Origin of the sequence: Rhizobium sp. BK418, from assembly GCF_004341105.1 — a bacterium.
Lineage (GTDB): Bacteria > Pseudomonadota > Alphaproteobacteria > Rhizobiales > Rhizobiaceae > Rhizobium.
The window spans coordinates 604,384-625,579 of sequence record NZ_SLZK01000003.1 but is presented as its reverse complement, the minus strand read 5'-3'; the positions used below and the strand labels follow the sequence as shown (position 1 = coordinate 625,579).

Sequence of the window (21,196 nt, the reverse complement as noted above, 5' to 3'; positions counted from 1 at the left end):
ATCAACCTCCAAGCTTTCCGAGGCTGGCAAGATTCGGGAATCCGAAGAGCGACATGTCGTCGGCTTCAGCGGGAGCAAGGGTACGCTGACCAGCGCGGAGCTTGGCGGAACGGGCGCGCGGATTGGCCTGGGCCTCTTCCTCGCTGACAGACACCATCGACCTTCCAACCGGCTCGAAAGTCGCGGCCCGCTCGTGGGCAACGGGCAGGTGGCGGGAACCGGAAGCCTTGCCGGCGCGGTCGGAGAAGAATTTCTTGACGATACGATCTTCCAGCGAATGGAAAGTGACAACGACGAGGCGGCCGCCAGGCTTCAACGCCCGCTCGGCTGCAAACAGCGCATGCGCCAACTCCCCTAGCTCATCATTGACGAAGATGCGTAGCGCCTGGAAGACGCGCGTTGCAGGATGGATCTTGTCCTTCATCTTGCGCGGCGTCACGAGCTCGATCAGCCCGGCGAGATCGCGCGTCGTTTCGAACGGCTTTTCGGCGCGATGCTTTTCGATCGCATGGGCAATGCGCGGCGCCTGATTTTCCTCGCCGAGATAATGAAAAATGCGAATGAGATCGGCGACCTTGGCGCGATTGACGACATCGGCAGCCGAAACGCCTGCAGCCGACATGCGCATGTCGAGCGGACCGTCCTTCTGGAACGAGAAGCCGCGATCGGCTTCATCGATCTGCATCGAAGAAACGCCGATATCGAGCACGACGCCATCGAGCCCGCCATCAGGCGCATGATCGGCAAGTTGCGAAAACTGCGAATGGACGAGCTTGAGATGGCCGCCATGGGCCGCGACCAGCGCCTGACCGGCGGCAATCGCCGTCGGATCGCGATCGAGCGCAATCACATCCGCGCCGGCAGCGAGAATGGCGGAGGTGTAACCGCCCGCACCAAAAGTACCATCAAGGATGACTTTGCCGGAAGAAGGCTCCAGCGCCGCAAGCACCTCTTTGAGAAGAACCGGAATGTGGCGAACCGGTCCGCCACCGGCTTCAGTTGAACCTCCGCCAGGATTCGCCACAATTCCGCTCCCTCGTTCTCTCAGGAACGCCTGCCCGCCAGCCTGCGCTCCTCTCGTGCCTGCGCCTGCGCGGCCGCGAATGCTTGCGGCTGCCAGAGCTGAAAATGATCCGCCCGACCGACGAAGGCCACCTCGTCCGTGATGCCGGTAAAGTCGCGGATGAAATCCGTGACCATCAACCGACCCTCCGCATCGAGCTTCATGAAGACCCCACCCCCATGAATGAGGAGCGACATCTCGTTCGCATCCGGCGAAAACGGATCTTCCGCAGCAATCTGCCGCTCGAATCTTTCCAGAAGATCCGGACCGCCGACGCTGATCGCCGGAAACACAAAATCCTGGAAGCAATAAAGCTCCGGGATACTGCGCTGCGCCAGCACGGAACGAAACGCCGCTGGCACGGAAACCCGTCCCTTGGCATCGATCCTGTTGGTCGCATTCGAAAGGAAGCGGCTCATGACACGAAACATCCGTTTCCGAAAGAGCCCGGAGAGCTTTTTGCCGCCCGAAACCCTCAAAATCAGGCACAGCATCGCAAGCCGAAAGAACCAAAGTCCCTCCGACGCTTCCGATCCGGAAGGCGCCTTCGCTTTGCGATTGATGGGCAGATGATTGCCCTGATGCAGTGCGCATTTGGGATAGCATGGGACCATATGGGCGTCAATGGGATGAGCCCATTTGAGGTGGGCACAGTATCAAACATTTATAAGCTGTTAAGTTTAACAAAGGGTTAGGAAAGCGATTCTCCGGCGCCGTCTGAACACCCCATGGGGACAGGAAATCCGGTCAGGCGAGATCCACGAAACCTTGCCTATATTGACGCCATTTCAACGGCTTGCGAGGAAGGAAAAGAGAATTCCTCTGCTATGCGGATATCGCTGAGGATTAATAGCCAGTTGGCCTGTAAGCCGGGTTCTGTATGGCTCCGGCGAACCGGAACGTGGCAGCCATTCATCTGGGACAACGCTTGCACGCTGCCTCACGCAACCCACCCGGATGACTGGCCTGGAAACCGGCCGGCAAGGCTTTCGCCCGCCGCGTCATCCCTATTCGGTTTTGCTCCCGGTGGGGTTTACCGTGCCATATCCGTTGCCGGAGATGCGGTGGGCTCTTACCCCACCCTTTCACCCTTACCTGTCATGACAGGCGGTTTGCTTTCTGTGGCACTTTCCCTGAGGTCGCCCTCGCCGGACGTTATCCGGCACCGTGTTTCCGTGGAGCCCGGACTTTCCTCACCTTACCGCCTTTCGGCATTGGTAAAGCGCGGCTGCCCGGCCAACTGGCAGGGCTCCCTTAAACGAGGAAGCCCGCAAAAGCCAATAAAATATAGGCGGCAGGCTTAACGGAAATAAGGTGTGAAATCCGTGGAATAGCCCTGGTCCTCGATTCTGCCTGCCAGAATGAGTTCAGCTCCCAGTCTGCCGATTTCATCGGAGCTCTTGGCAGATGTTCCCATGCAGCCGGTGAGCACGGCAATAAGCGGCGAAGCCGTGTAGCCGATCATCGGATAACGGCTCTTCGTGTAGGAGACGACACAGGATGTGGAAGAAATGGATCGCGCTCGGAGCTCCGGCACAATGCGATCGACGATGCGCTTCAGATAGTCGCGCGCAACCTCGCGTCCGTCGGTCCGAAACCAGGCGCGCATCTCCGTATCGTTGTTCAGCACGAGGTTATCGGGATCACCGCCGATTTTCAGATAAAGCTTGCCATCGGGATAGCGGATCGGCGGCAGCAGATAAATGTCGATGCCGGGCGCATCGAGGATGAGCGACGGCATGCCGGCAAAGCGATCGGCATCCTCTTCCGCCACTTCAACGAGGGCAACCGTGCGCCCATAAACCGTCATATCAACGGATTGCGGCAAGAGATTCTGCGAAATGGAAAAACCGCCAGCCGCGAGCAGCGCTTTCTCGGCGCGATAGATCTCACCGCCCGCCGTCGTGACGACAGCCGCCCCGCCTTCTTCGCGGGCCGAGACGACATGATCGCGGATGACAGTCGCGCCAGCCTTTTCCGCAAGTAGCGACTGCGCCCTCACCAGTTTGCGTGGCCTGATGTGCCCCGCCCCTTTCGCCTCGAAAATCCCGGCGCTGCCGGAAGGAAATGCGAAATACGGAAATCGCGACTTCAATCCGGCTTCGTCGAAGGGTGCCGTCTCGACACCAAGCGAGGCAGCAGCCTGGCGTGTAGCGTTGAGATAATCGCTCTCGGCGGGCGCCACGCCGACGCAGCCTGCTTCCGTATAGAAGTCGACGCCGCTTTCCCTGGCGATCTCGCCATATCGCGCGATCGAGCGATTGGCGAGCAAGGCCCAGTCGCGATCCGGATCGATGGTGCGGGTGATGCGGCCCTCATCATAATGGCTGGCGAAAACGCCTTCGTGCGCCTTACGGTCACCTGGCTCGTCCGGGCCGATGACCGCGACGCCATCCGTCTGGCGTGCCAGATATTTTGCGGCCGCAGCACCCATCATGCCGCGGCCGATAACGATGAACCTGAAATCGACTGCCATATCCCACCTCGCTTGAGACTAGCGATAACATGGCAATCACGCTGAATCATCCAGCTATTCTCAGGGAAAGCGATCGCCGCTCAGAGCATCGCAAGAACCTTGCCGCAATAGGACTTGGAGACCGGGTTCATACGCGTTGCGCCATGGCCGGCATTGTATTTCAGGATCGTATTGCAGGTCTCGCCACCGCCGAGATCATGGGCGGCCGCCAGGTATTTCATGCCGAACTTGATGTTGGTTTCCGGATCGAACAGGCCCTTGGCGCTGCCCGTATAGCCCATCATGCGGGCCGTGGCAGGCTTGATCTGCATCAGGCCGATTTCGCCATGGCTGCCGCGTGCCATCGGATTGAAATTGCTTTCGACGCGGATGACCGCAGTCGCAAGAGCCACCGGCACGTTGTATTGCCGGGCATATTTGCTGATCAGTGCGGAATAGGAGTTGCCGGAAACATTGGCGACGGGATAGCCGCTCTGGCGCTCAACTGGCTTTAGCGGGCGCTGTGCCGTTTTCACCGGGGGCTGCACCTTGACAGGGCGCTCCACTTTCTTGACGGGCGCATCGGCTCGTACACCCCAATCATTTGCGAAGGCAAAGCTATTTCCCGCCAGCACCATGCTAACGCATGCTGCAGCAACAATAATCAGTTTTCTCATGTAGTCTTGAACACTCCGACCCAAAGAACTGCCGGACTGCGCGCCTCGCGTCCTGGAAAAACCCTGATCAAGGACTGATCAGGCTTCGCAGCAATTCTTATCGTTTCACATGACGCCTGCGATTTGACTTGGGAACAACCTCAGGCGCCGTTTAACGGGAGCTCTTAGACCATCGTAATGAGGAGATAATAGGGAAATGATGTGGCAGGCCGAATTTCACTCCAAGTGTGAAAAATCGGTAATGGCGGAAACGACGAAAGATCAGGAATAACGCGGCAGCGCAGACAGGAGGCGATGCAACGTATCGATCGTCGAGAAATCCGCGATCCCGTCCACCCGCTCGGGGCGGAAATGGCGCTGGAAAGCTTCGACATCGCCAGCCGTCTTGTCGCTGAATTCACCCGTGATTTCAGTACTGTAACCATAAAGCGACAGCATGGACTGCAACGCCTCGATCGGCTGACCGCGGTCACCGCGCTGGAAGAAGCGCCCGCCGGTAATGGCAGCCGGCTCCACCCAATGGCCGACGCCCGCTTGATGCAGGGCGCGCCAGGGGAATTTCTCACCCGGATCGACCTTGCGGACCGGGGCGACATCGGAGTGGCCAAGCACCCTTTCGGGCGCGATTGACCAGCGATCGCCGCAATCGCGACATAATTCGATCACCGCAGCGATCTGCTCTTTCGGGTAGTCCGGAAGCCCGCCTGGATGGCCGGCATTGGCGATCTCGATGCCGATCGAAAGCGAGTTGATGTCCGTCTCGCCGTGCCAGAAACTCTTGCCTGCGTGCCAGGCGCGTCGGCTCTCCGGCACGAGCTGCACGACCTCGCCGTTCGTGTGGACGAAATAATGACTGGAAACCTGGCTCTCGTCGCGACAGAGCCAGTCGAGCGCGCCTTCGGGGCTCGGCATGCCGGTATAATGCAGCAGGATCATATCGGGCTGACGGCCGTCTGCGCGTTCGCCATGGTTCGGCGAGGGTTGGACGCGCGCCTTGCTGTAGTCGGCCTCGAATGAGGTCATGCGGCGCGACGTTCCTTTTCGATCGCGGCATAGGCGTCATTCAGCGCTGCCATGCGTTCATTGGCGATCGCATGGAACTCTTCCGGCACGCCGCGCGAAATCAGCCGATCCGGATGATGCTCGCTCACTAGCACATGGTAATGGCGGCGAATCGTTGGGAAATCATCTGCCGGCGAAACGCCGAGAACCTTGTAGGGGTCGCGACCATCAGAAACGTGGCGTGCAGCGATCTGATCGAAGCGGGCCCCGCTCATCTGGAAGATCTCGGCGATATGACGCAGGAAATTCATTTCCTTCTCATGGATCAGCCCATCCGCCTTGGCGATATGGAACAGACCGTCCAGCACATCTTCCAGTACCGGGCAATTGGCGGCGCAGGTCGAGCAGAGGGTCGACAGCTTCGCGGCATAGGCCTCGTAACCGGCAACATCCTGGCGCGCAAGATTATAAAGGCGCGCGACATTCTTTGCTTCGCTTGGAGGAAACTCGAAGATATCGCGGAAGGCCTGCACTTCCTTCTCGCTGACAATGCCGTCAGCCTTCGCCATTTTGGCAGACAGCGCAATGACGGCCACCGAAAAGGCAACCTTGCGGCGTGTCTCCGGATCACCTTCGAAAACCGTGCGAATAGCCTCGACCACCGCGGAGAGCGCATTGCCCGCGGTATTGCCAATGGCATTCACCAGTTTTTCCCAGAAAGACATCGTCATCTTCTCGCAATGCAGCAAGTTTTGGAAGAAACACCTTGACCAAATAATCGTTGCCATTGCAAGGCGACTATTGGTCGTAAGTTTGAAAACAGTTTTCACAATTCGGCAACAGCCGCATGAGCGTGACCATCCGTTGTGTCCGCCGTGTCCGCCATCTCCAGCACTATCCCACATGGGGCCATGCGATTTCCACAATACTTATGGATGGGTGGACAGGCATTGAAACGATTATATCCGCACTTCCGGCTCCCATTCCGCCGAAAGGCGCGTTTTTCGTAAATTCTTTACTTTACAGGGCACTTTCCCTGCCGCATCCATGCGTTACCTAAGCTGCACTTAGTCGCGCATCAGGCGCCAAAGGAGGGATTATGGCCAAACAGAAAGTCGCAATGCTGACCGCTGGAGGCCTGGCGCCCTGCCTCTCGTCTGCCGTCGGCGGCCTCATAGAGCGCTATAGCGACATCGCTCCCGATATTGAACTCATCGCTTACAAGTCGGGTTATCAGGGCGTATTGCTCGGCGACAGCGTTCAGATCGATGCTCAGATGCGCGAGAAGGCACCGCTCCTGCACCGCTACGGCGGATCGCCGATCGGCAACAGCCGCGTCAAGCTCACCAACGCCGCCGACTGCGTGAAGCGCGGTCTGGTCAAGGAAGGCGAAAACCCGCTGCGGGTGGCCGCTGAACGGCTTGCCAATGACGGCGTCACCATCCTCCACACGATTGGTGGTGACGACACCAATACTACAGCCGCGGATCTGGCCGCCTATCTCGCAGCAAACGGCTACGACCTGACCGTCGTCGGTCTGCCGAAGACTGTTGATAACGACGTCGTACCGATCCGCCAGTCGCTCGGCGCCTGGACGGCTGCCGAGGTCGGCGCGCACTTCTTCGACAATGTCAGCAACGAGCAGACTGCCGCTCCGCGCACGCTCGTCATCCACGAGGTCATGGGCCGCCACTGCGGCTGGCTGACGGCTGCCACCGCCCGTGCCTATCTTCAGCGCACCAAAGGCAATGAATATGTCGATGGCCTGATGATGAACGAGCATACGAAGAGCATCGATGCCGTCTACCTGCCGGAAATGGCCTTCGACCTCGATGTCGAAGCTGCGCGCCTTAAGGAAATCATGGATCGCACCGGCCATGCCACGATCTTCGTGTCGGAAGGCGCCTGCCTCGACGCCATCGTCGCCGAGCGCGAAGCCGCCGGCGAAACGATCAAGCGCGACGCCTTCGGTCATGTGAAGATCGACACGATCAATGTCGGCGCATGGTTTCAGAAGCAGTTCGCAAGCCTGCTCGGCGCCGAGCGCTCGCTTGTCCAGAAATCAGGCTATTTCGCCCGCTCAGCGCCGGCAAACGGCGAAGATCTGCGTCTGATCCAGAGCATGGTCGACCTCGCCGTCGAAAGCGCCCTCAACAAGGTTTCGGGTGTTACCGGCCACGATGAAGCGCAGAATGGCAAGTTGCGCACAATAGAATTTCCGCGCATCAAGGGTGGCAAGCCGTTTGATCTTTCAACCGGATGGTTTGGCGAAGTAATGAGTCAGATCGGGCAAAAATACAGGGCCGCCTGATTGACGGATGGTTAATATGGTGTCTTTGCTTATTCTCTGGGAATAGGAGGAGATTCCATGTCGCTCGAAGCCTGGTTCGCTTTTGCGGCCGCATCCGCCATCATGCTCGCCATACCGGGACCGACCATTCTTCTGGTCGTTTCTTATGCGCTTGGCCATGGCCGGAAGACGGCGCTTGCGACCGTTTCGGGCGTGGCGCTCGGCGATTTCACGGCCATGACCGCATCGCTTTTCGGCCTCGGCGCCCTGCTCGCCGCCTCCGCGACGCTGTTTACCGTGCTGAAGTGGATTGGCGGTGCCTACCTGATTTGGCTTGGAATCAAGCTCTGGCGGGCACCGATTGTCGGCGGCCATATCGCCGATAATGATAACTTGCCGGAAGAAAAGTCCCTGCGGATTTTCCTGCATGCCTATGTAGTGACGGCGCTGAACCCGAAGAGCATCGTCTTCTTTGTCGCCTTCGTGCCGCAGTTCCTTAACCCGGCCCTTCCCTTCTTCAACCAGATGCTGATCATGGAGGCGACATTCCTCGTGCTCGCCACCATCAACGCTTCCTGCTACGCGCTGGCCGCCCATGCCGCTCGCGGCCTGATTCGCAAGGCAAGTATTCAGCGCGCGGTCAACCGCACCGGCGGTACTCTGCTCATCGCAGCAGGCGCCGTAACCGCCGGATATCGCCGTATTGCAGCTTAGTAATAATCCGTGGTTGCCGGAAAGCCACGAATAAGTTAATGGCTATCCTCGGGCTTAAGGTATTTGATAACTTTTAAGACGCTGCCGGGGCGGCGCGAGTCACGAAAGTGAGAGAATGGTAGCGATCGGATTTTCCGGCCTAAAGCGCGGTTTCATGGTCTCTACCATGCTCTGCGGCATCATTTCCGGATGCGCGAGCGTCGAATACACCTCTCAGGCAGAATTGACTGCAGCACAAACCGTCATTCCCATGCCGAAGCCGGGTGAGGACGCGACGCTGGCTGCTATCCCGACCGCCGAAGGCGTAAGCGGCCCGGCCGTCGCCATGATCGCATCGCAGCCGCAGGCCGCCTCCCCCGTTCTGACGGGCACAGCCATGCCGACCGTTGTCTCGCCAGTCCAGCAACAGGCGGGCCGCCTAGCGATGCAGACTGGCGTCCAACAGGTTGCCATCAACGGCTATGCTCCCATTCCGCTGACGCCCGAGATGACGGCGATCCAGTCCGTCATTCCAACGCCGCGTCCGGCCACACCCGCAAGCCCCTCGACGCAGCTCGCTTTCGCAGCCACGACGCCGCAGAATGGCGCGCTAGCAGCCCTTGCCGCTGTCGACACCACTCCGCGCTTCACCATGGATTACGGCTTCGACGAATCCGGACCGATCGATCCGCCGGCAGCCCCGCCAATGTTCAGCGATGACGACGGCGACGATGCGCCGACCGTCGAAAAGAGCGTCGTCAGCAAGCTCATCACCAAATATTCCAAACTTTACGAAATTCCGGAATCACTGCTCCATCGCGTCGTCCATCGCGAGAGCCGTTACAATTCCAAGGCCTACAACAAGCGCGGCTACTTTGGTCTCATGCAGATCAAGTACAACACCGCAAAGTCGATGGGCTACGACGGCAACCCCGCCGGCCTCTTCGACGCAGAGACCAATATCAAATATGCCGGCAAATACCTGCAGGGCGCCTGGCAGGTCTCCGACAAGAAGGAAGACGACGCCGTTCGCCTTTACGCGCGCGGCTATTATTACGATGCCAAGCGCAAGGGCATGACCGACATCGCCCAGGGCAATTACTGAATCACAACATCATCAGTGAAAGACCTCAGCCGGCTTTTGCCGACTGAAGCGTATTGAGAATTTCCTTCAACATCACCTGCGGCCGGTAACGCAGCCAGCTCGGCGTCAGTCCCATGCGGACGAAGACGAGATTGGCCGAAGGAACGATCGCGACCGTCTGCCCGTCGTGGCCCTGCAGCCAGAACGTATCCTGCGGCAATCCGAACTCCGCGCTCGTGCCGCCGCCCGGCCCGGCAAGCCAGGCCTGACCTTGCGTATATTGCCCGCCGGAACTCCCAGTTGGCGTCCGCATCATCGCAACAAACCCCTCGGGCAGCAGCCTCTGCCCGTTCCATACGCCATCCTGCAACAGGAACTGGCCGAAGCGTGCCCAATCGTGTGCCGTGGCATAGAGATAGGAACTGCCGGCAAATGTCCCCCGTTCATCGGCCTCGAAAACGGCGCTGCTCATGCCGAGCGGACCGAAAAGCGCATCGCGGGGATAATCAAGGGCGGCCCGTGGATCGCCGACCTTGTTCATCCAGATGCGCGACAGAAGCAGGGCCGTACCGCTGGAATAATGGAAATTCGTGCCCGGTGCGGCCACGAGAGGCGCGCTCGCCGGCAGCGAAACCATATCGGGATCGAGATAGAGCATGCGTGTCACATCGGCGACGGCGCCGTAGTCTTCGTTGAAAGCGAGTCCGCTTTCCATGCCCATCAGGTCGGAAAGCCTGATGTTACCGCGTGGATCGTTCGCCCATTGCGGCAAAAGATGTGTGTCATCATAGGAAATCTTGCCTGACAGCATCAGCCGGCCGATCAGCGCTGCATTGACCGTCTTCGTCATCGACCAGCCGATGAGTGGCGTGCTGGCACTGAAACCCGGTGCGTAGCTCTCGGCGATGATATGGCCGTCCTGTACGACCACCATCGCCCGCATCGCCGGCCCGGCAAGCCTGGCATCGGCCAGAAGTGCTGCAATCTTCGCATTGCCGGTTGCTTGATCGACGCCTTCTCCATCAGGCCAGACTGCGTCGTTGTCGTCCACCCGCGGCGCCGGCAGAAGCGGCACGGCCTTGGCTGCGGCGTCGAAATCGCCATCAGGTACGCTGGTGCAACCGAATGCACCGCGATAAAGCGCGTAGCTTGCTGCAAACAAGCCCATGAAGCGTGAGGTCACCCGTCCGCTGTCGCGATCGACCTCGACGCGCAGCAGCCGCAGCAATGGGTTTCCGGGCGCCTGAACATCGTCATAGAGCACGGCGTCGGGATCACGGCCGGCGATGAAGACATTGGAGCAGACGATCTTGGCGGCATAGCCATTGCCCACCCTCAGGAGTTCCGGCGGGCTGACGGAGAGCCATGCGCCACCGCTAATGGCGACGAGAATGACGAGCAGGGCCAAGCTCTTGAAGATACGCAGAACAACTCGCATGCAATCCTCCACGCAATGGAGAGAAGCAGGAAACGCGCTCCGCGAAAAGAGAGAAGCGAAAAGAAGCGTTTCGATCCACTTCAAATTTCGCTGAAATCCCCGCCGCTCTCCCGGAAGCCTTGGCCCACAGGGCCCGTCATCAAACTGTAGCAGAGGCGCGTTACACGCCCTGAACGCTAAAAAGGTGACAGACTCATGTCGGAATTTGCACCGGATACCGGCTTCCGCAAGAACCGGAAACTCAAGGCAGCGCTTCTCCGCCACAAGGCTTTTTCCAAGGAAGGCTTCTCCGAGCGCCTCTTCGGGCTTCTCTTTTCCGGCCTCGTCTATCCGCAGATCTGGGAAGATCCGGATCTCGATATGCAGGCGATGGAGCTGAAGCCCAATCACCGTATCGTCACGATCGGCTCCGGCGGCTGCAATATGCTCGCCTACCTTTCCAAGGCGCCAGCTTCGATCGACGTGGTCGACCTCAATCCGCACCACATTGCGTTGAACAAGTTGAAGCTTGCCGCCTTCAAGAACTTGCCAAGCCATTCCGATCTCGTGCGCTTCCTGGCAATGCCGAACGAGAAGTCGAACAGCAGGCTTTTCGACAGCCTTCTGTCGTCCAATCTCGATGAGACCACCCGCGCTTACTGGAACACCCGCAAGTTCGGCCGCCGTCGCGTCACCGTCTTCAACCGTAACATCTATGAAACCGGCCTGCTCGGCCGGTTCATCGGTGCTGCTCACCTGCTCGCCCGCCTGCACGGCGTGAAGCTGCAGGAAATGACCAAGACCCGGTCGATCCGGGAGCAGCGGCAGTTCTTCGACGACCAGATCGCTCCTCTCTTCGAAAAGCCGGTTGTTCGCTGGATCACCAACCGCAAGAGCTCGCTCTTCGGCCTCGGCATCCCGCCGCAGCAATATGACGAGCTGGCAAGTCTTGCCGCCGACAATTCCATCGCGCCGGTTCTGAAGCACCGTCTGGAAAAACTCGCCTGTCATTTCCCGATGCGCGACAATTACTTCGCCTGGCAGGCTTTCGCACGCCGCTATGCGGATGGTGAGGAAGGCCCGCTGCCGACCTATCTGAAGCCGGAGCACTACGAAGTGATCCGCGCCAATGTCGACCGCGTCAATGTCCATCATGCAAGCTTCACTGAGCTTCTGGCCGGCGAGCCTGCCGCCTCGCGCGACCGTTACATCCTGCTCGACGCACAGGACTGGATGACCGACCAGCAGCTCAACGATGTCTGGCGCGAGATCACCCGCACGGCCCGCGAAGGCGCCCGCGTTATCTTCCGCACGGCAGCCGAAAAGAGCATCATCGAAGGTCGCCTCGCGCCTGAAATTCGCGACCAGTGGCACTATTTCGAAGACCAGTCGCGTGAAATGACCACCCAGGACCGCTCGGCGATTTACGGCGGCTTCCACATTTACGGGAAGAAAGCGTGAGCGAAGCCAGCGAGATGACCGTCAAGAGCGAGGAACATGCCGACCTGATGGATGGCATGTACCGCTACCAACGCCATTTCTACGATCTGACCCGCAAATACTATCTTCTCGGCCGGGATCGCACGATCCGCAACCTCGACGTTCCCCAGGGCGGCACGCTGCTTGAAGTCGGTTGCGGCACCGGCCGCAACATGGCGCTCGCGCACAAGCACTTCCCGACCGCCAGGCTCTACGGCCTCGACATTTCCCAGGAAATGCTGATTTCCGCTCGCAAGACTTTTGCCACAAAGGCGACGATCCCGGACTTTCGCGTGGCGGACGCCACTTCCTACACGCCGCGCGAATTCGGCACCACCGGCTTTGACCGCATCCTCATTTCCTATGCACTGTCAATGATCCCGGATTGGGAACGTGCGGTGGATGCATCCATCGCCGCACTCAATCCCGGCGGCCAGCTCCACATCATCGATTTCGGCCAGCAGGAAGGCCTGCCGGCTTGGTTCGGCAGCCTGCTGCACGCCTGGCTTGCCAAATTCCACGTCACGCCCCGCGCCAATCTGCGCGAGGTTTTGGAAGCGCAAGCTACTGAAAACAATGCCAGATTGTCGTTCGAAACGATCGGCGGCGGTTACGCTTGGCGGGCCGCGATTATCAGCAAGCGCTCATAATTCGCTTGTAAATAACGTTTTTTTTACGTTGATATTAGAAAAGAGGGTCATTCCCTCTGCTGGGCGCGTGTTTTCGAAGGTCAGGCTGTGGGGCAGATCCATCATTCGGTTCACGACGGAACGTTCATGCGTCGGCTTCTGTATTGCGTCCTGCCGCTTGCCCTGATGCTCGCCGGTTGCAGTTCCACGGGTTATGATTATCTCGAAACCGCTTCCGTAAAGCCGAAGAGCCGATTCAAGGATACCGATCCGCAGGATTTCGGATCCAAGCAGCCGCAGCAAAATGCAATCCACGGTATCGACATCTCCAAATGGCAGGGCGATATTGACTGGCAGACTGTGCGCAAGTCGGGCGTCGCCTTTGCCTTCATCAAGGCGACCGAAGGCAAGGACAGGATCGATCCTCGCTTTGACGAATACTGGCGCGAGGCATCTGCATCAGGCATCCCGCATGCACCCTATCACTTCTATTATTTCTGCTCTTCCGCCGACGAGCAGGCCGACTGGTTCATCCGCAACGTTCCCAGGGAATCCATGCGCCTTCCGCCGGTGCTGGATGTGGAATGGAATGCAGAATCGAAGACCTGTCACTTCCGCCCCGATCCCGCAACGGTCCGTTCCGAAATGAAGCGCTTCATGGATCGGCTGGAAGCCTATTACGGCAAACGGCCAATCATCTATACGTCAGTCGATTTCCACCGCGACAACCTCGCTGGTTACTTTCAGGACTACCATTTCTGGGTCCGCTCCACCGCCAAACATCCCGACGTGACCTATGCTGACCGCCGCTGGGCCTTCTGGCAGTACACATCGACAGGCGTGGTCCCCGGCATTCAGGGTCCGACCGATATCAATGTCTTCGCCGGTTCGGCCAAAAACTGGAACAACTGGGTGGCTGACGTTTCCAAGGATAGAAATTCTTAGTAACGTGCCCCGATCTTTCTTGCTTCCGTCACATTCCTTTGGGAAAGCAACGAAATTCTATGTGATTTTACGAGGATTGTTTCATGCACCGCCCGCTTAAAGGCCGCTCTGCACTTGCTTTTCTGTTTGCCTGCGCCATTGCAACAGGTGCTGCCGCCCAACAGGCCCCGGATGCGGCAGCTTCGGCCCCGACAGCCCCCTGCGGAGGCGATCTCTCCGCCTTTCTTGAGGGCGTCAAGAAGGACGCCATTGCGGCCGGCGCGAGCGCCGAAGCAGCAGAACAGGCACTCGCCGGTGCGCAGATCGATCCCAAGGTCATCAGCCGTGACCGCGCCCAGGGTGTCTTCCGCCAGACTTTCCTCGAATTCTCGCAGCGCACCGTCAGCCAAGCCCGCCTCGATATCGGCCGCCAGAAGATGAAGCAGTATGCCGATGTCTTCGCTCGCGCCGAACAGGAATTCGGCGTACCCGCCGGCGTCATCACTGCCTTCTGGGCAATGGAAACGGATTTCGGAGCCGTGCAGGGCGATTTCAACACGCGCAACGCGCTTGTTACGCTTTCCCACGACTGCCGCCGCCCGGAATTGTTCCGCCCACAGCTGATCGCCCTCATCGAAATGGTGCAGCATGGCGACCTCGATCCGCAGACTAATACTGGCGCCTGGGCCGGCGAAATCGGCCAGGTTCAGATGCTGCCGCGCGATATCATCGCCTACGGCATGGATGGCGATGGCGACGGCCATGTGCGCCTCAAGCAGAGCGGCCCGGATGCGATCCTGACAGCCGCCAAATTCATCCAGCATCTCGGCTTCGAGCGTGGCCAGCCCTGGCTGCAGGAAGTCACCGTGCCGGATAACCTGCCTTGGGAGAAATCCGGGCTCGGCGGCGCCATGACCGCAGGCGAGTGGTTCAACCTCGGTGTCAAGCCGCGCGACGGCAATACCGGCTTTGCCAATCTCCAAGGCGATCTCGTGTTGCCGCAGGGCCGGCTCGGACCGGCCTTCATCGCCTACCCGAATTTCAAGATCTATCTCGAATGGAACAAGTCGTTCATCTACACGACGTCAGCCGCCTATTTCGCGACCCGCCTTTCCGGCGCCCCGACCTATCTGAAGGGCACACCTGAACAGGGCCTTTCCAATGAAGAGATGAAGCAACTGCAGACCAAGCTCGATTCGCTCGGCCATGATGTCGGCGAGATCGATGGCATCCTCGGCTCCGGCACCCGTGTCGCGATCCAGAAGGAGCAGCTTCGTCTTGGCATACCGGCCGACGGCTGGGCAACTCCCGCCCTGCTGAACGCACTCTAATTCCCGGCACCATTCCATCAAAAGTGCACAAGGGTTTGTGCACGGAACCGTCGAAGAAACATAGGCAATTGCTCTCCCGCCACCCGGCTGCATAAATCGGGTGGCGGCTCCCTGCCGATAGGATAAAACTTTCCTCAACGGCAGGAGAAAGCGGCATGGAACAGAGAATGAGCGCGTTGACCTGGGGGCTGCTTGTCCTCCTCGGTCTGATCTGGGGCGGCTCCTTCTTCTTTGCCCGCGTCGCTGTTGCCGAGGTGCCGCCGCTCACCCTCGTATTCCTGCGCCTTTCCATCGCGGCTCTTGCGCTTCATGTCTATATCGGTGGACGTTTCGGCATCTACCCGTTGCTGAAGAGCCGCTGGCGCGAATTCCTCGTTCTCGGCATCCTCAACAACGCCCTGCCCCATGCCTTGATCTTCTTTGGCCAGACGCGCATCGGCGCCGGCCTCGCCTCGATTCTCAACGCCACGACGCCGATCTGGACGGTGCTGATCGCCAATTACCTGACAGCGGACGAGAAACTCTCCTCAGCGAAACTCATCGGCTGCCTCACTGGCCTTCTCGGCACCGTCGTTCTCATCGGCCCGAGCATCACCGATAGCAGGAACCTGCCCCTCTGGGCGCTCGTCCTGCCCGTGATCGCCGCGGTCTCCTATGGATTTGCAGCAACCTACGGCAAACGTTTCAAGGGTGTGGCGCCGCCCATCATTGCTGCCGGCCAATTGACGGCATCCTCGCTCGTCACGCTGCCGCTATCACTCGTCCTCGATCACCCCTGGGCGCTTGCCACGCCGTCGATCAATTCCATCGCGGCCATTCTGGCGATTGCTCTGCTTTCCACCGCCTTCGGCTATATTCTCTATTTCCGTATCATGGCCGCAGCCGGTGCGACCAATGCCTCGCTGGTGACCCTGCTCGTGCCGCCGAGCGCGATCCTCCTCGGCTTCCTGTTTCTGGGCGAGGCACTGGAAGTGGCCGAGATTGCCGGTATGGCACTGATCGGCGCGGGGCTCGTCATATTGGATGGCCGCATCTACCGCCGCTCCAGCGCGATAGCCTGAAATGATTATGCTGCGGTGCGCCATCCTTCTGCCGAAAGCGTGAATCGCGGCCACCGGACTGTAACGAATCGTTAAATTCTGTGAAATTTATTTTCCGATTTTATTTCAGAAGCTTACAGAATGGTCGCCAGACTTATCCACTGCCCTCTTCGGCGGCGCAGCACAAGAAGTACTTCCCAACGAACACATTTCCGACATATTATTAGCCGGTTAACGCGAGGAGACAGACATGGGACTTACGCAATCCTTGAATGTCCTGTTGGTCAGTGCAGCGTTCGCATTCGTCTTGTCCATGCTCTTCATTTGAGCCGATGCGAAGTGTCAAGAACTGAGATACCTACACTCCGGAATAACGAATAACCCCGAACACTGAAAAGCGCATGCCCCGCCCGGCCATGCGCTTTTCTTTTCTCGAAGTCGGTGTCGACTCAGGCAGCCGCGCCGGCCCGTCTGGCGCCTTGGCGCGAGAGGCCGAGATTGTCGAGAACTGCCGAAACCAGCGGCGCACGGTTCATCGTATAGAGATGGAACTCGTGGAGGCCCCGGCGGATGAGATCCTCGATCTGCTCGGCGGCAACCTCGGCGGCAACCTTGGCGCGCTCTTCCGGCTTGTCGTCATATCCGGCGAAACGCTCATCGAGGAAAGCGGGAATGACCGTGCCGCAGGCGCCGGCAAAGCGCTTCAGCTGCGTCAGGTTCTGGACGGGCATGATGCCCGGCACAATCGGAATTCTGACACCAGCGGCGCGCACCTTCTCAAGATAGCGCTCAAAATTGTCGTTGTCGAAGAAGAACTGCGTCAGCGCACGGTCGGCACCGTTCTCTGCCTTCTGCTTCAGCATGTCGATATCGGCAGCCTGATCACGACTTTCCGGATGCTTTTCCGGATAGGCCGATACGGAGATCTCGAAATCGCCGATCTGCTTGAGACCGGCCACCAGTTCCGCCGCATTGGCATAACCGCCAGGATGAGGCTGGTAAGGCGCACCAACGCCGCCGGGGGCATCGCCTCTCAAAGCCACGAAATGCGTGACACCCGCCTTGCGGAAGCTGTCGACGACCTGATGCGTCTCCTCCTTCGTGGCACTGACGCAGGTGAGATGCGAGGCGGTCGCAAGCGGCGTATCGGTCAGGAAACGCGTGACCGTGGACAGCGTCGGCGCCTTGGTGGTGCCGCCGGCACCATAGGTCACGGACACGAATTCCGGATTCCAGTCCTGCAGATCGCGGACTGTGTTCCAGAGCTGCCCCTCCATCTCCTCGGACTTCGGCGGGAAGAATTCGAAGGAGATCCTGATATCGCGGCGGCGAGCGTCGTTTGTCTGGCTCATTTATTCTCTCCCGGCAAATGTAGGTACGGCGCCTTCGCTCTCCAGCGTGGCCATGAGGCGCTTCGGGTCGCGCGCGAGCCAGATCGTAACCGTGAGGCCCTTCTCGCCTTGCTGACCCGGATGAAGATCGACGACCTGCTCGACATCCAGCCCCGCCTTGCGCACCCAGTCAGACATGGCCTGGTGCGAGAAGCCGAGACGGACATGGGCATGTTCGTCGCGAAGATATTCGAGGCTGTGCGGCGCGAGGTCGATGATGACGAGACGCCCGCCCGGCCGCAGCATGCGCGCTGCCTCCGCAATGGCGATTTCAGGCTGATCGAAGAAATGCAGCACCTGATGGATCGTCACCAGATCGAAATCCTGTCCCTCGAAAGGCAGGTTCAGGATATCGGCATGGCGCACCGAAGCCGTGGTGATATGGGCCTTATCGAGATTGGCGCGCGCGACGCTCAGCATGTCACGGCTGGCATCCACACCGATCGCCCGGCGATAACGGCCGGAGAGAAGCTCCAGCATGCGGCCGGTACCGGTGCCCAGGTCAAGCAGGGAATCGATCGGGTTGGCGCCGAGCAGCCTGATGATGGCAGCATCCACCTCTTCGTCTGCTGCGTGCAGGCGACGAAGCTCGTCCCATTCGGCCGCGTTGCGGCTGAAATAGGCCTGAGCTCGTTCGGCGCGTTGGCGTTTGACGGCGGCAAGACGCTCGCCGTCACGCTGGACCACGGGGTCGTTTTCCGAGACATGCTTCAACAAAACCCGCACGACAGCGGCAGCCTTGCCTTCATGCGCCAGCCGGAAATAGGCCCAAGCGCCTTCCTGATAGCGGTCGATCAGTTCCGCTTCGCCGAGCAGCTTCAGGTGCCGGGAGATGCGGGGTTGGGATTGACCGAGAATTTCCGTAAGATCGGTGACGGTGAGATCGCCCGCCGCCAGCAGCGCCAGCAGCCGCAGGCGCGTCGGTTCGCCGGCCGCCTTCAAGACGTCCACCAGCGCATCCAGTCCAAGCCTTAAGGGTTCGCTCATACTCTACCCAATCAAGATATAAAGATATCTTTATGTGATTTGGGTAGCTGAAGCAAGCGGCATTTCAACACTTTGCGAACTTGCCTGTGGTGAAAACGACAGCAGGCAGCAAAAAGCCCCGGACGAGCCGGGGCTTGCGAAAAGCATGAAAAGCCGATCAGCGCGTCAGGCGCTTGTGAGCCTGACTGCCCGGGTTCAGTGCGTCAGGACCGAGTCGGCGGATCTTGTCCTGTTCATAATCTTCGAAATTGCCTTCGAACCACTCGACATGCCCCTCACCTTCAAAGGCGAGGATGTGGGTGGCCAGACGGTCGAGGAACATGCGATCATGGCTGATGATAATGGCGCAGCCGGCGAAATTCTCCAGCGCGCTTTCAAGCGCACCCAGCGTCTCGGTATCGAGGTCGTTGGTCGGTTCGTCGAGCAGCAGGACGTTGCCGCCGGCCTTCAGCATCTTGGCAAGGTGCACGCGGTTGCGCTGCCCGCCCGAGAGATTGGCGACCTTCTGCTGCTGATCACCGCCCTTGAAGTTGAAGGCGCCGCAATAAGCACGCGAGTTCATGTCGAACTTGCCGAGTTTGATCACTTCGGCACCACCGGAGATTTCCTCCCAGACCGTCTTGCTGCCGTCCAGCGCATCACGGCTCTGGTCGACATAGCCGAGATGCACGGTCTCGCCGATGCGGATCGAGCCGGCGTCCGGCTTTTCCTGGCCGGTGATCATCTTGAACAGCGTCGTCTTGCCAGCGCCGTTCGGGCCGATGATGCCAACGATGCCGCCCGGCGGCAGCTTGATCGACAGATCGTTGATCAGCGTGCGACCTTCGAAGCCCTTGGTGATGCCTTCCATCTCGATGACCACCTGGCCGAGACGCTCGCTGACCGGGATGATGATCTGAGCGTCGCCGGGACGCTGCTTTTCGGCGGCTTCTACCAGCTGCTCGTAGGACTTGATACGCGCCTTAGACTTGGCCTGACGAGCCTTCGGGCTCGAAGCGATCCATTCCTGTTCGCGGCTGATCGCCTTCTGGCGTGATGCTTCTTCGCGGTTTTCCTGCAGCATGCGCTTGGCCTTCGCCTGCAGATAAGCCGAGTAGTTTCCTTCGTAAGGAATGCCGCGGCCGCGGTCGAGCTCCAGGATCCAGCCGGTGACGTTATCCAGGAAGTAGCGGTCGTGGGTGATCATCATCACGGCGCCCGGATAGTCGCGCAGGTGCTTTTCGAGCCAGGCGATGGTTTCGGCGTCCAGATGGTTGGTCGGTTCGTCAAGCAGCAGCAGATCCGGCTGCGACAGCAGCAGACGGCAAAGCGCGACACGGCGACGCTCACCACCCGACAGCGTCGTGACATCGGCATCGCGCGGAGGGCAGCGCAGGGCTTCCATGGCCATTTCGACCTGGCTTTCCAGATCCCACAGGTTCTGGCTGTCGATGATGTCCTGAAGCTTTGCGCCCTCTTCCGCCGTCTCGTCGGAATAGTTCATCATCAGCTCGTTATAGCGATCCACGATCGCCGTCTTGGAGGCGACGCCTTCCATGACGTTTTCGAACACAGTCTTGTTCGGATCGAGCTGCGGTTCCTGCTCGAGGTAGCCGACCGTCGCGCCTTCGGCGAGCCAGGCTTCACCCGTATATTCCTTGTCCCGGCCGGCGATGATGCGCAGCACGGTGGACTTACCCGCACCGTTCGGACCCAGAATACCGATCTTGGCATCGGGATAGAAGGAAAGATGGATGTTCTCGAGGATCTTCTTGTTGCCATAGGCCTTGTTGAGGCCGGACATGTGGTAGATGAACTGACGTGCCATACTGGGGTGCTCCGGGCGGAAACTTCAAATCGTGGCCGCTATGTAGGCGAAACCACGCCCGCGGGCAACGCCGAAACCCTGTTTCGTCAGGATTTCGGCATGTTTCCCGTCAGAAACCGGCAGCGTCCACCAGGCCTTCGTCGCAGCCGAAGGAAGTCTGTCCCGCTCCCTGGATCAGGCCGCCCAGCCCCTCCTCGTTCGCAGAGGCTGAAACGGCATCCTGCGAAAGCCCGATCGTCAACTCGCTGATCACGCGCTTGTTGCCGACGCGGCGGCAGCTCATCTTCACACGCTCGCTGGCGCCGGCGCCAAAGCTTTTGTCGAAGGCCGCCTTTATCGCGTCGGCCTTCAGCACCTTGCCGACATTGGCGGCAAATAGATCGCGCACTGCCGAAGCATTAAGATCGTCGATCAGGTGAACGGCGGTGGCGAAATAGTCGTCGGCACTCATCTTCGTGCACGTGCCGTGCTTAATCCATTCATGCCGCTCGAGCCCCGATTGCGTACCCGGCATCGCCTTGTCGAGCGCAGCCTTCGTCTCGGCCGAGAGCGTCACGGCCGGCAGGCTCTTCCAGTCGCTGTCCTTATCGGCAGCCTTCTGATCATCAGGTACGCCGCAATAGTCCTGGCGCATCGGCCAGAGGCCGTGGAGGGAAAAATTGGTGGCATCATAGCGGTCACCGCTCTGGGTGGCGCATTCGGCCTTCTTCTGGTTGGTCTGGCAGAATGCCGGCTGCCAGCTTGCAGCAAGGATGAAGCGTGTGCGCCCGCTTTCCTGCGCGGAAACGGAACCGATTGACGACAGCGAGAGAAACAGGATGGAAACCGAGAGAAATAACTTGCCCATTGATAGCCCCGACAAAGAACATTACAGGAACAAACAAGCATGAAGCCGAAGAATACGCAACCCTGAATCGTAGGTAAAAA

19 protein-coding genes and 1 other RNA gene are annotated in these 21,196 nt (G+C 59.4%); 8 read left to right on the top strand and 12 right to left on the bottom strand.

The window, feature by feature from the left end:
- Nucleotide 1: 1 nt before the first annotated feature.
- The 7 genes from rsmH to EV281_RS14525 form a co-directional block, all read right to left on the bottom strand.
- A complete protein-coding gene (rsmH, locus tag EV281_RS14555; RefSeq protein ID WP_132654314.1) occupies nt 2-1,027 on the bottom strand; it encodes a 16S rRNA (cytosine(1402)-N(4))-methyltransferase RsmH in 1,026 nt (341 codons plus the stop codon).
- A gap of 17 nt (nt 1,028-1,044) precedes the next feature.
- A complete protein-coding gene (mraZ, locus tag EV281_RS14550) occupies nt 1,045-1,482 on the bottom strand; it encodes a division/cell wall cluster transcriptional repressor MraZ (protein ID WP_165911890.1) in 438 nt (145 codons plus the stop codon).
- 430 nt (nt 1,483-1,912) lie between these two features.
- Nucleotides 1,913-2,307: RNase P RNA component class A (gene rnpB, locus EV281_RS14545), an RNA gene on the bottom strand.
- 56 nt (nt 2,308-2,363) lie between these two features.
- Nucleotides 2,364-3,539, bottom strand: coding sequence for an FAD-dependent oxidoreductase (locus tag EV281_RS14540; RefSeq protein WP_132653793.1), 1,176 nt, complete (start codon nt 3,537-3,539; stop codon nt 2,364-2,366).
- Between the two features lie 80 nt (nt 3,540-3,619).
- Nucleotides 3,620-4,195: a lytic transglycosylase domain-containing protein gene (locus tag EV281_RS14535; RefSeq protein ID WP_132653792.1), complete on the bottom strand. Its 576-nt coding sequence runs from the start codon at nt 4,193-4,195 to the stop codon at nt 3,620-3,622.
- Between the two features lie 261 nt (nt 4,196-4,456).
- Nucleotides 4,457-5,218: an N-acetylmuramoyl-L-alanine amidase gene (locus EV281_RS14530; RefSeq protein WP_132653791.1), complete on the bottom strand. Its 762-nt coding sequence runs from the start codon at nt 5,216-5,218 to the stop codon at nt 4,457-4,459.
- A complete protein-coding gene (locus EV281_RS14525; protein WP_132653790.1) occupies nt 5,215-5,922 on the bottom strand; it encodes a DnaJ family molecular chaperone in 708 nt (235 codons plus the stop codon). Before EV281_RS14525 ends, EV281_RS14530 begins: the two co-directional genes overlap by 4 nt.
- A gap of 374 nt (nt 5,923-6,296) precedes the next feature.
- On the opposite strand from EV281_RS14525, the gene EV281_RS14520 reads away from it, so the two are divergent.
- The 3 genes from EV281_RS14520 to EV281_RS14510 all read left to right on the top strand — a co-directional run bounded on the left by EV281_RS14520 (nt 6,297) and on the right by EV281_RS14510 (nt 9,285).
- Nucleotides 6,297-7,508 carry a pyrophosphate--fructose-6-phosphate 1-phosphotransferase gene (locus EV281_RS14520; RefSeq protein ID WP_132653789.1) on the top strand — a complete coding sequence of 404 codons (1,212 nt, stop codon included), beginning with the start codon at nt 6,297-6,299 and terminating at the stop codon, nt 7,506-7,508.
- A gap of 57 nt (nt 7,509-7,565) precedes the next feature.
- Entirely contained in the window at nt 7,566-8,201 is a 636-nt protein-coding gene (locus EV281_RS14515; RefSeq protein WP_132653788.1) for a LysE family translocator, read from the top strand.
- 115 nt (nt 8,202-8,316) lie between these two features.
- Entirely contained in the window at nt 8,317-9,285 is a 969-nt protein-coding gene (locus EV281_RS14510; RefSeq protein WP_132653787.1) for a lytic transglycosylase domain-containing protein, read from the top strand.
- A gap of 25 nt (nt 9,286-9,310) precedes the next feature.
- On the opposite strand, the gene EV281_RS14505 is transcribed toward EV281_RS14510, so the two are convergent.
- Complete coding sequence (locus EV281_RS14505; protein WP_132653786.1) at nt 9,311-10,702, bottom strand: serine hydrolase; 1,392 nt, start codon at nt 10,700-10,702, stop codon at nt 9,311-9,313.
- Between the two features lie 195 nt (nt 10,703-10,897).
- On the opposite strand from EV281_RS14505, the gene EV281_RS14500 reads away from it, so the two are divergent.
- The 5 genes from EV281_RS14500 to EV281_RS14480 all read left to right on the top strand — a co-directional run bounded on the left by EV281_RS14500 (nt 10,898) and on the right by EV281_RS14480 (nt 16,105).
- Nucleotides 10,898-12,142, top strand: coding sequence for a DUF3419 family protein (locus tag EV281_RS14500; RefSeq protein WP_132653785.1), 1,245 nt, complete (start codon nt 10,898-10,900; stop codon nt 12,140-12,142).
- A gap of 14 nt (nt 12,143-12,156) precedes the next feature.
- Nucleotides 12,157-12,810, top strand: coding sequence for a class I SAM-dependent methyltransferase (locus tag EV281_RS14495; RefSeq protein ID WP_132654312.1), 654 nt, complete (start codon nt 12,157-12,159; stop codon nt 12,808-12,810).
- A 126-nt stretch (nt 12,811-12,936) separates the two neighbouring features.
- Complete coding sequence (locus tag EV281_RS14490) at nt 12,937-13,734, top strand: GH25 family lysozyme (protein WP_132653784.1); 798 nt, start codon at nt 12,937-12,939, stop codon at nt 13,732-13,734.
- A gap of 83 nt (nt 13,735-13,817) precedes the next feature.
- Complete coding sequence (locus EV281_RS14485; protein ID WP_132653783.1) at nt 13,818-15,044, top strand: lytic murein transglycosylase; 1,227 nt, start codon at nt 13,818-13,820, stop codon at nt 15,042-15,044.
- 155 nt (nt 15,045-15,199) lie between these two features.
- The gene (locus EV281_RS14480) at nt 15,200-16,105 is read left to right on the top strand and encodes a DMT family transporter (protein ID WP_132653782.1); all 906 of its coding nucleotides are present in this window, start codon (nt 15,200-15,202) and stop codon (nt 16,103-16,105) included.
- A gap of 428 nt (nt 16,106-16,533) precedes the next feature.
- Here the strand turns inward: EV281_RS14480 and metF are convergent, their stop codons facing one another.
- The 4 genes from metF to EV281_RS14460 form a co-directional block, all read right to left on the bottom strand.
- A complete protein-coding gene (gene metF, locus EV281_RS14475) occupies nt 16,534-17,436 on the bottom strand; it encodes a methylenetetrahydrofolate reductase [NAD(P)H] (protein WP_132653781.1) in 903 nt (300 codons plus the stop codon).
- A complete protein-coding gene (locus tag EV281_RS14470) occupies nt 17,437-18,462 on the bottom strand; it encodes a metalloregulator ArsR/SmtB family transcription factor (RefSeq protein ID WP_132653780.1) in 1,026 nt (341 codons plus the stop codon). It lies immediately after the preceding gene.
- Between the two features lie 157 nt (nt 18,463-18,619).
- A complete protein-coding gene (gene ettA, locus EV281_RS14465) occupies nt 18,620-20,269 on the bottom strand; it encodes an energy-dependent translational throttle protein EttA (RefSeq protein WP_132653779.1) in 1,650 nt (549 codons plus the stop codon).
- Between the two features lie 109 nt (nt 20,270-20,378).
- Complete coding sequence (locus EV281_RS14460) at nt 20,379-21,116, bottom strand: ribonuclease (RefSeq protein WP_132653778.1); 738 nt, start codon at nt 21,114-21,116, stop codon at nt 20,379-20,381.
- Nucleotides 21,117-21,196 lie beyond the last annotated feature (80 nt).

Bases quoted from the DNA above. Each gene is read 5' to 3' on its own strand.
- mraZ (WP_165911890.1), bottom strand. From the start codon at position 1,482: ATGAGCCGCTTCCTTTCGAATGCGACCAACAGGATCGATGCCAAGGGA.
- EV281_RS14540 (WP_132653793.1), bottom strand. From the start codon at position 3,539: ATGGCAGTCGATTTCAGGTTCATCGTTATCGGCCGCGGCATGATGGGT.
- EV281_RS14535 (WP_132653792.1), bottom strand. From the start codon at position 4,195: ATGAGAAAACTGATTATTGTTGCTGCAGCATGCGTTAGCATGGTGCTG.
- EV281_RS14530 (WP_132653791.1), bottom strand. From the start codon at position 5,218: ATGACCTCATTCGAGGCCGACTACAGCAAGGCGCGCGTCCAACCCTCG.
- EV281_RS14525 (WP_132653790.1), bottom strand. From the start codon at position 5,922: ATGTCTTTCTGGGAAAAACTGGTGAATGCCATTGGCAATACCGCGGGC.
- EV281_RS14520 (WP_132653789.1), top strand. From the start codon at position 6,297: ATGGCCAAACAGAAAGTCGCAATGCTGACCGCTGGAGGCCTGGCGCCC.
- EV281_RS14515 (WP_132653788.1), top strand. From the start codon at position 7,566: ATGTCGCTCGAAGCCTGGTTCGCTTTTGCGGCCGCATCCGCCATCATG.
- EV281_RS14510 (WP_132653787.1), top strand. From the start codon at position 8,317: ATGGTAGCGATCGGATTTTCCGGCCTAAAGCGCGGTTTCATGGTCTCT.
- EV281_RS14505 (WP_132653786.1), bottom strand. From the start codon at position 10,702: ATGCGAGTTGTTCTGCGTATCTTCAAGAGCTTGGCCCTGCTCGTCATT.
- EV281_RS14500 (WP_132653785.1), top strand. From the start codon at position 10,898: ATGTCGGAATTTGCACCGGATACCGGCTTCCGCAAGAACCGGAAACTC.
- EV281_RS14495 (WP_132654312.1), top strand. From the start codon at position 12,157: ATGACCGTCAAGAGCGAGGAACATGCCGACCTGATGGATGGCATGTAC.
- EV281_RS14490 (WP_132653784.1), top strand. From the start codon at position 12,937: ATGCGTCGGCTTCTGTATTGCGTCCTGCCGCTTGCCCTGATGCTCGCC.
- EV281_RS14485 (WP_132653783.1), top strand. From the start codon at position 13,818: ATGCACCGCCCGCTTAAAGGCCGCTCTGCACTTGCTTTTCTGTTTGCC.
- EV281_RS14480 (WP_132653782.1), top strand. From the start codon at position 15,200: ATGGAACAGAGAATGAGCGCGTTGACCTGGGGGCTGCTTGTCCTCCTC.
- metF (WP_132653781.1), bottom strand. From the start codon at position 17,436: ATGAGCCAGACAAACGACGCTCGCCGCCGCGATATCAGGATCTCCTTC.
- EV281_RS14470 (WP_132653780.1), bottom strand. From the start codon at position 18,462: ATGAGCGAACCCTTAAGGCTTGGACTGGATGCGCTGGTGGACGTCTTG.
- ettA (WP_132653779.1), bottom strand. From the start codon at position 20,269: ATGGCACGTCAGTTCATCTACCACATGTCCGGCCTCAACAAGGCCTAT.
- EV281_RS14460 (WP_132653778.1), bottom strand. From the start codon at position 21,116: ATGGGCAAGTTATTTCTCTCGGTTTCCATCCTGTTTCTCTCGCTGTCG.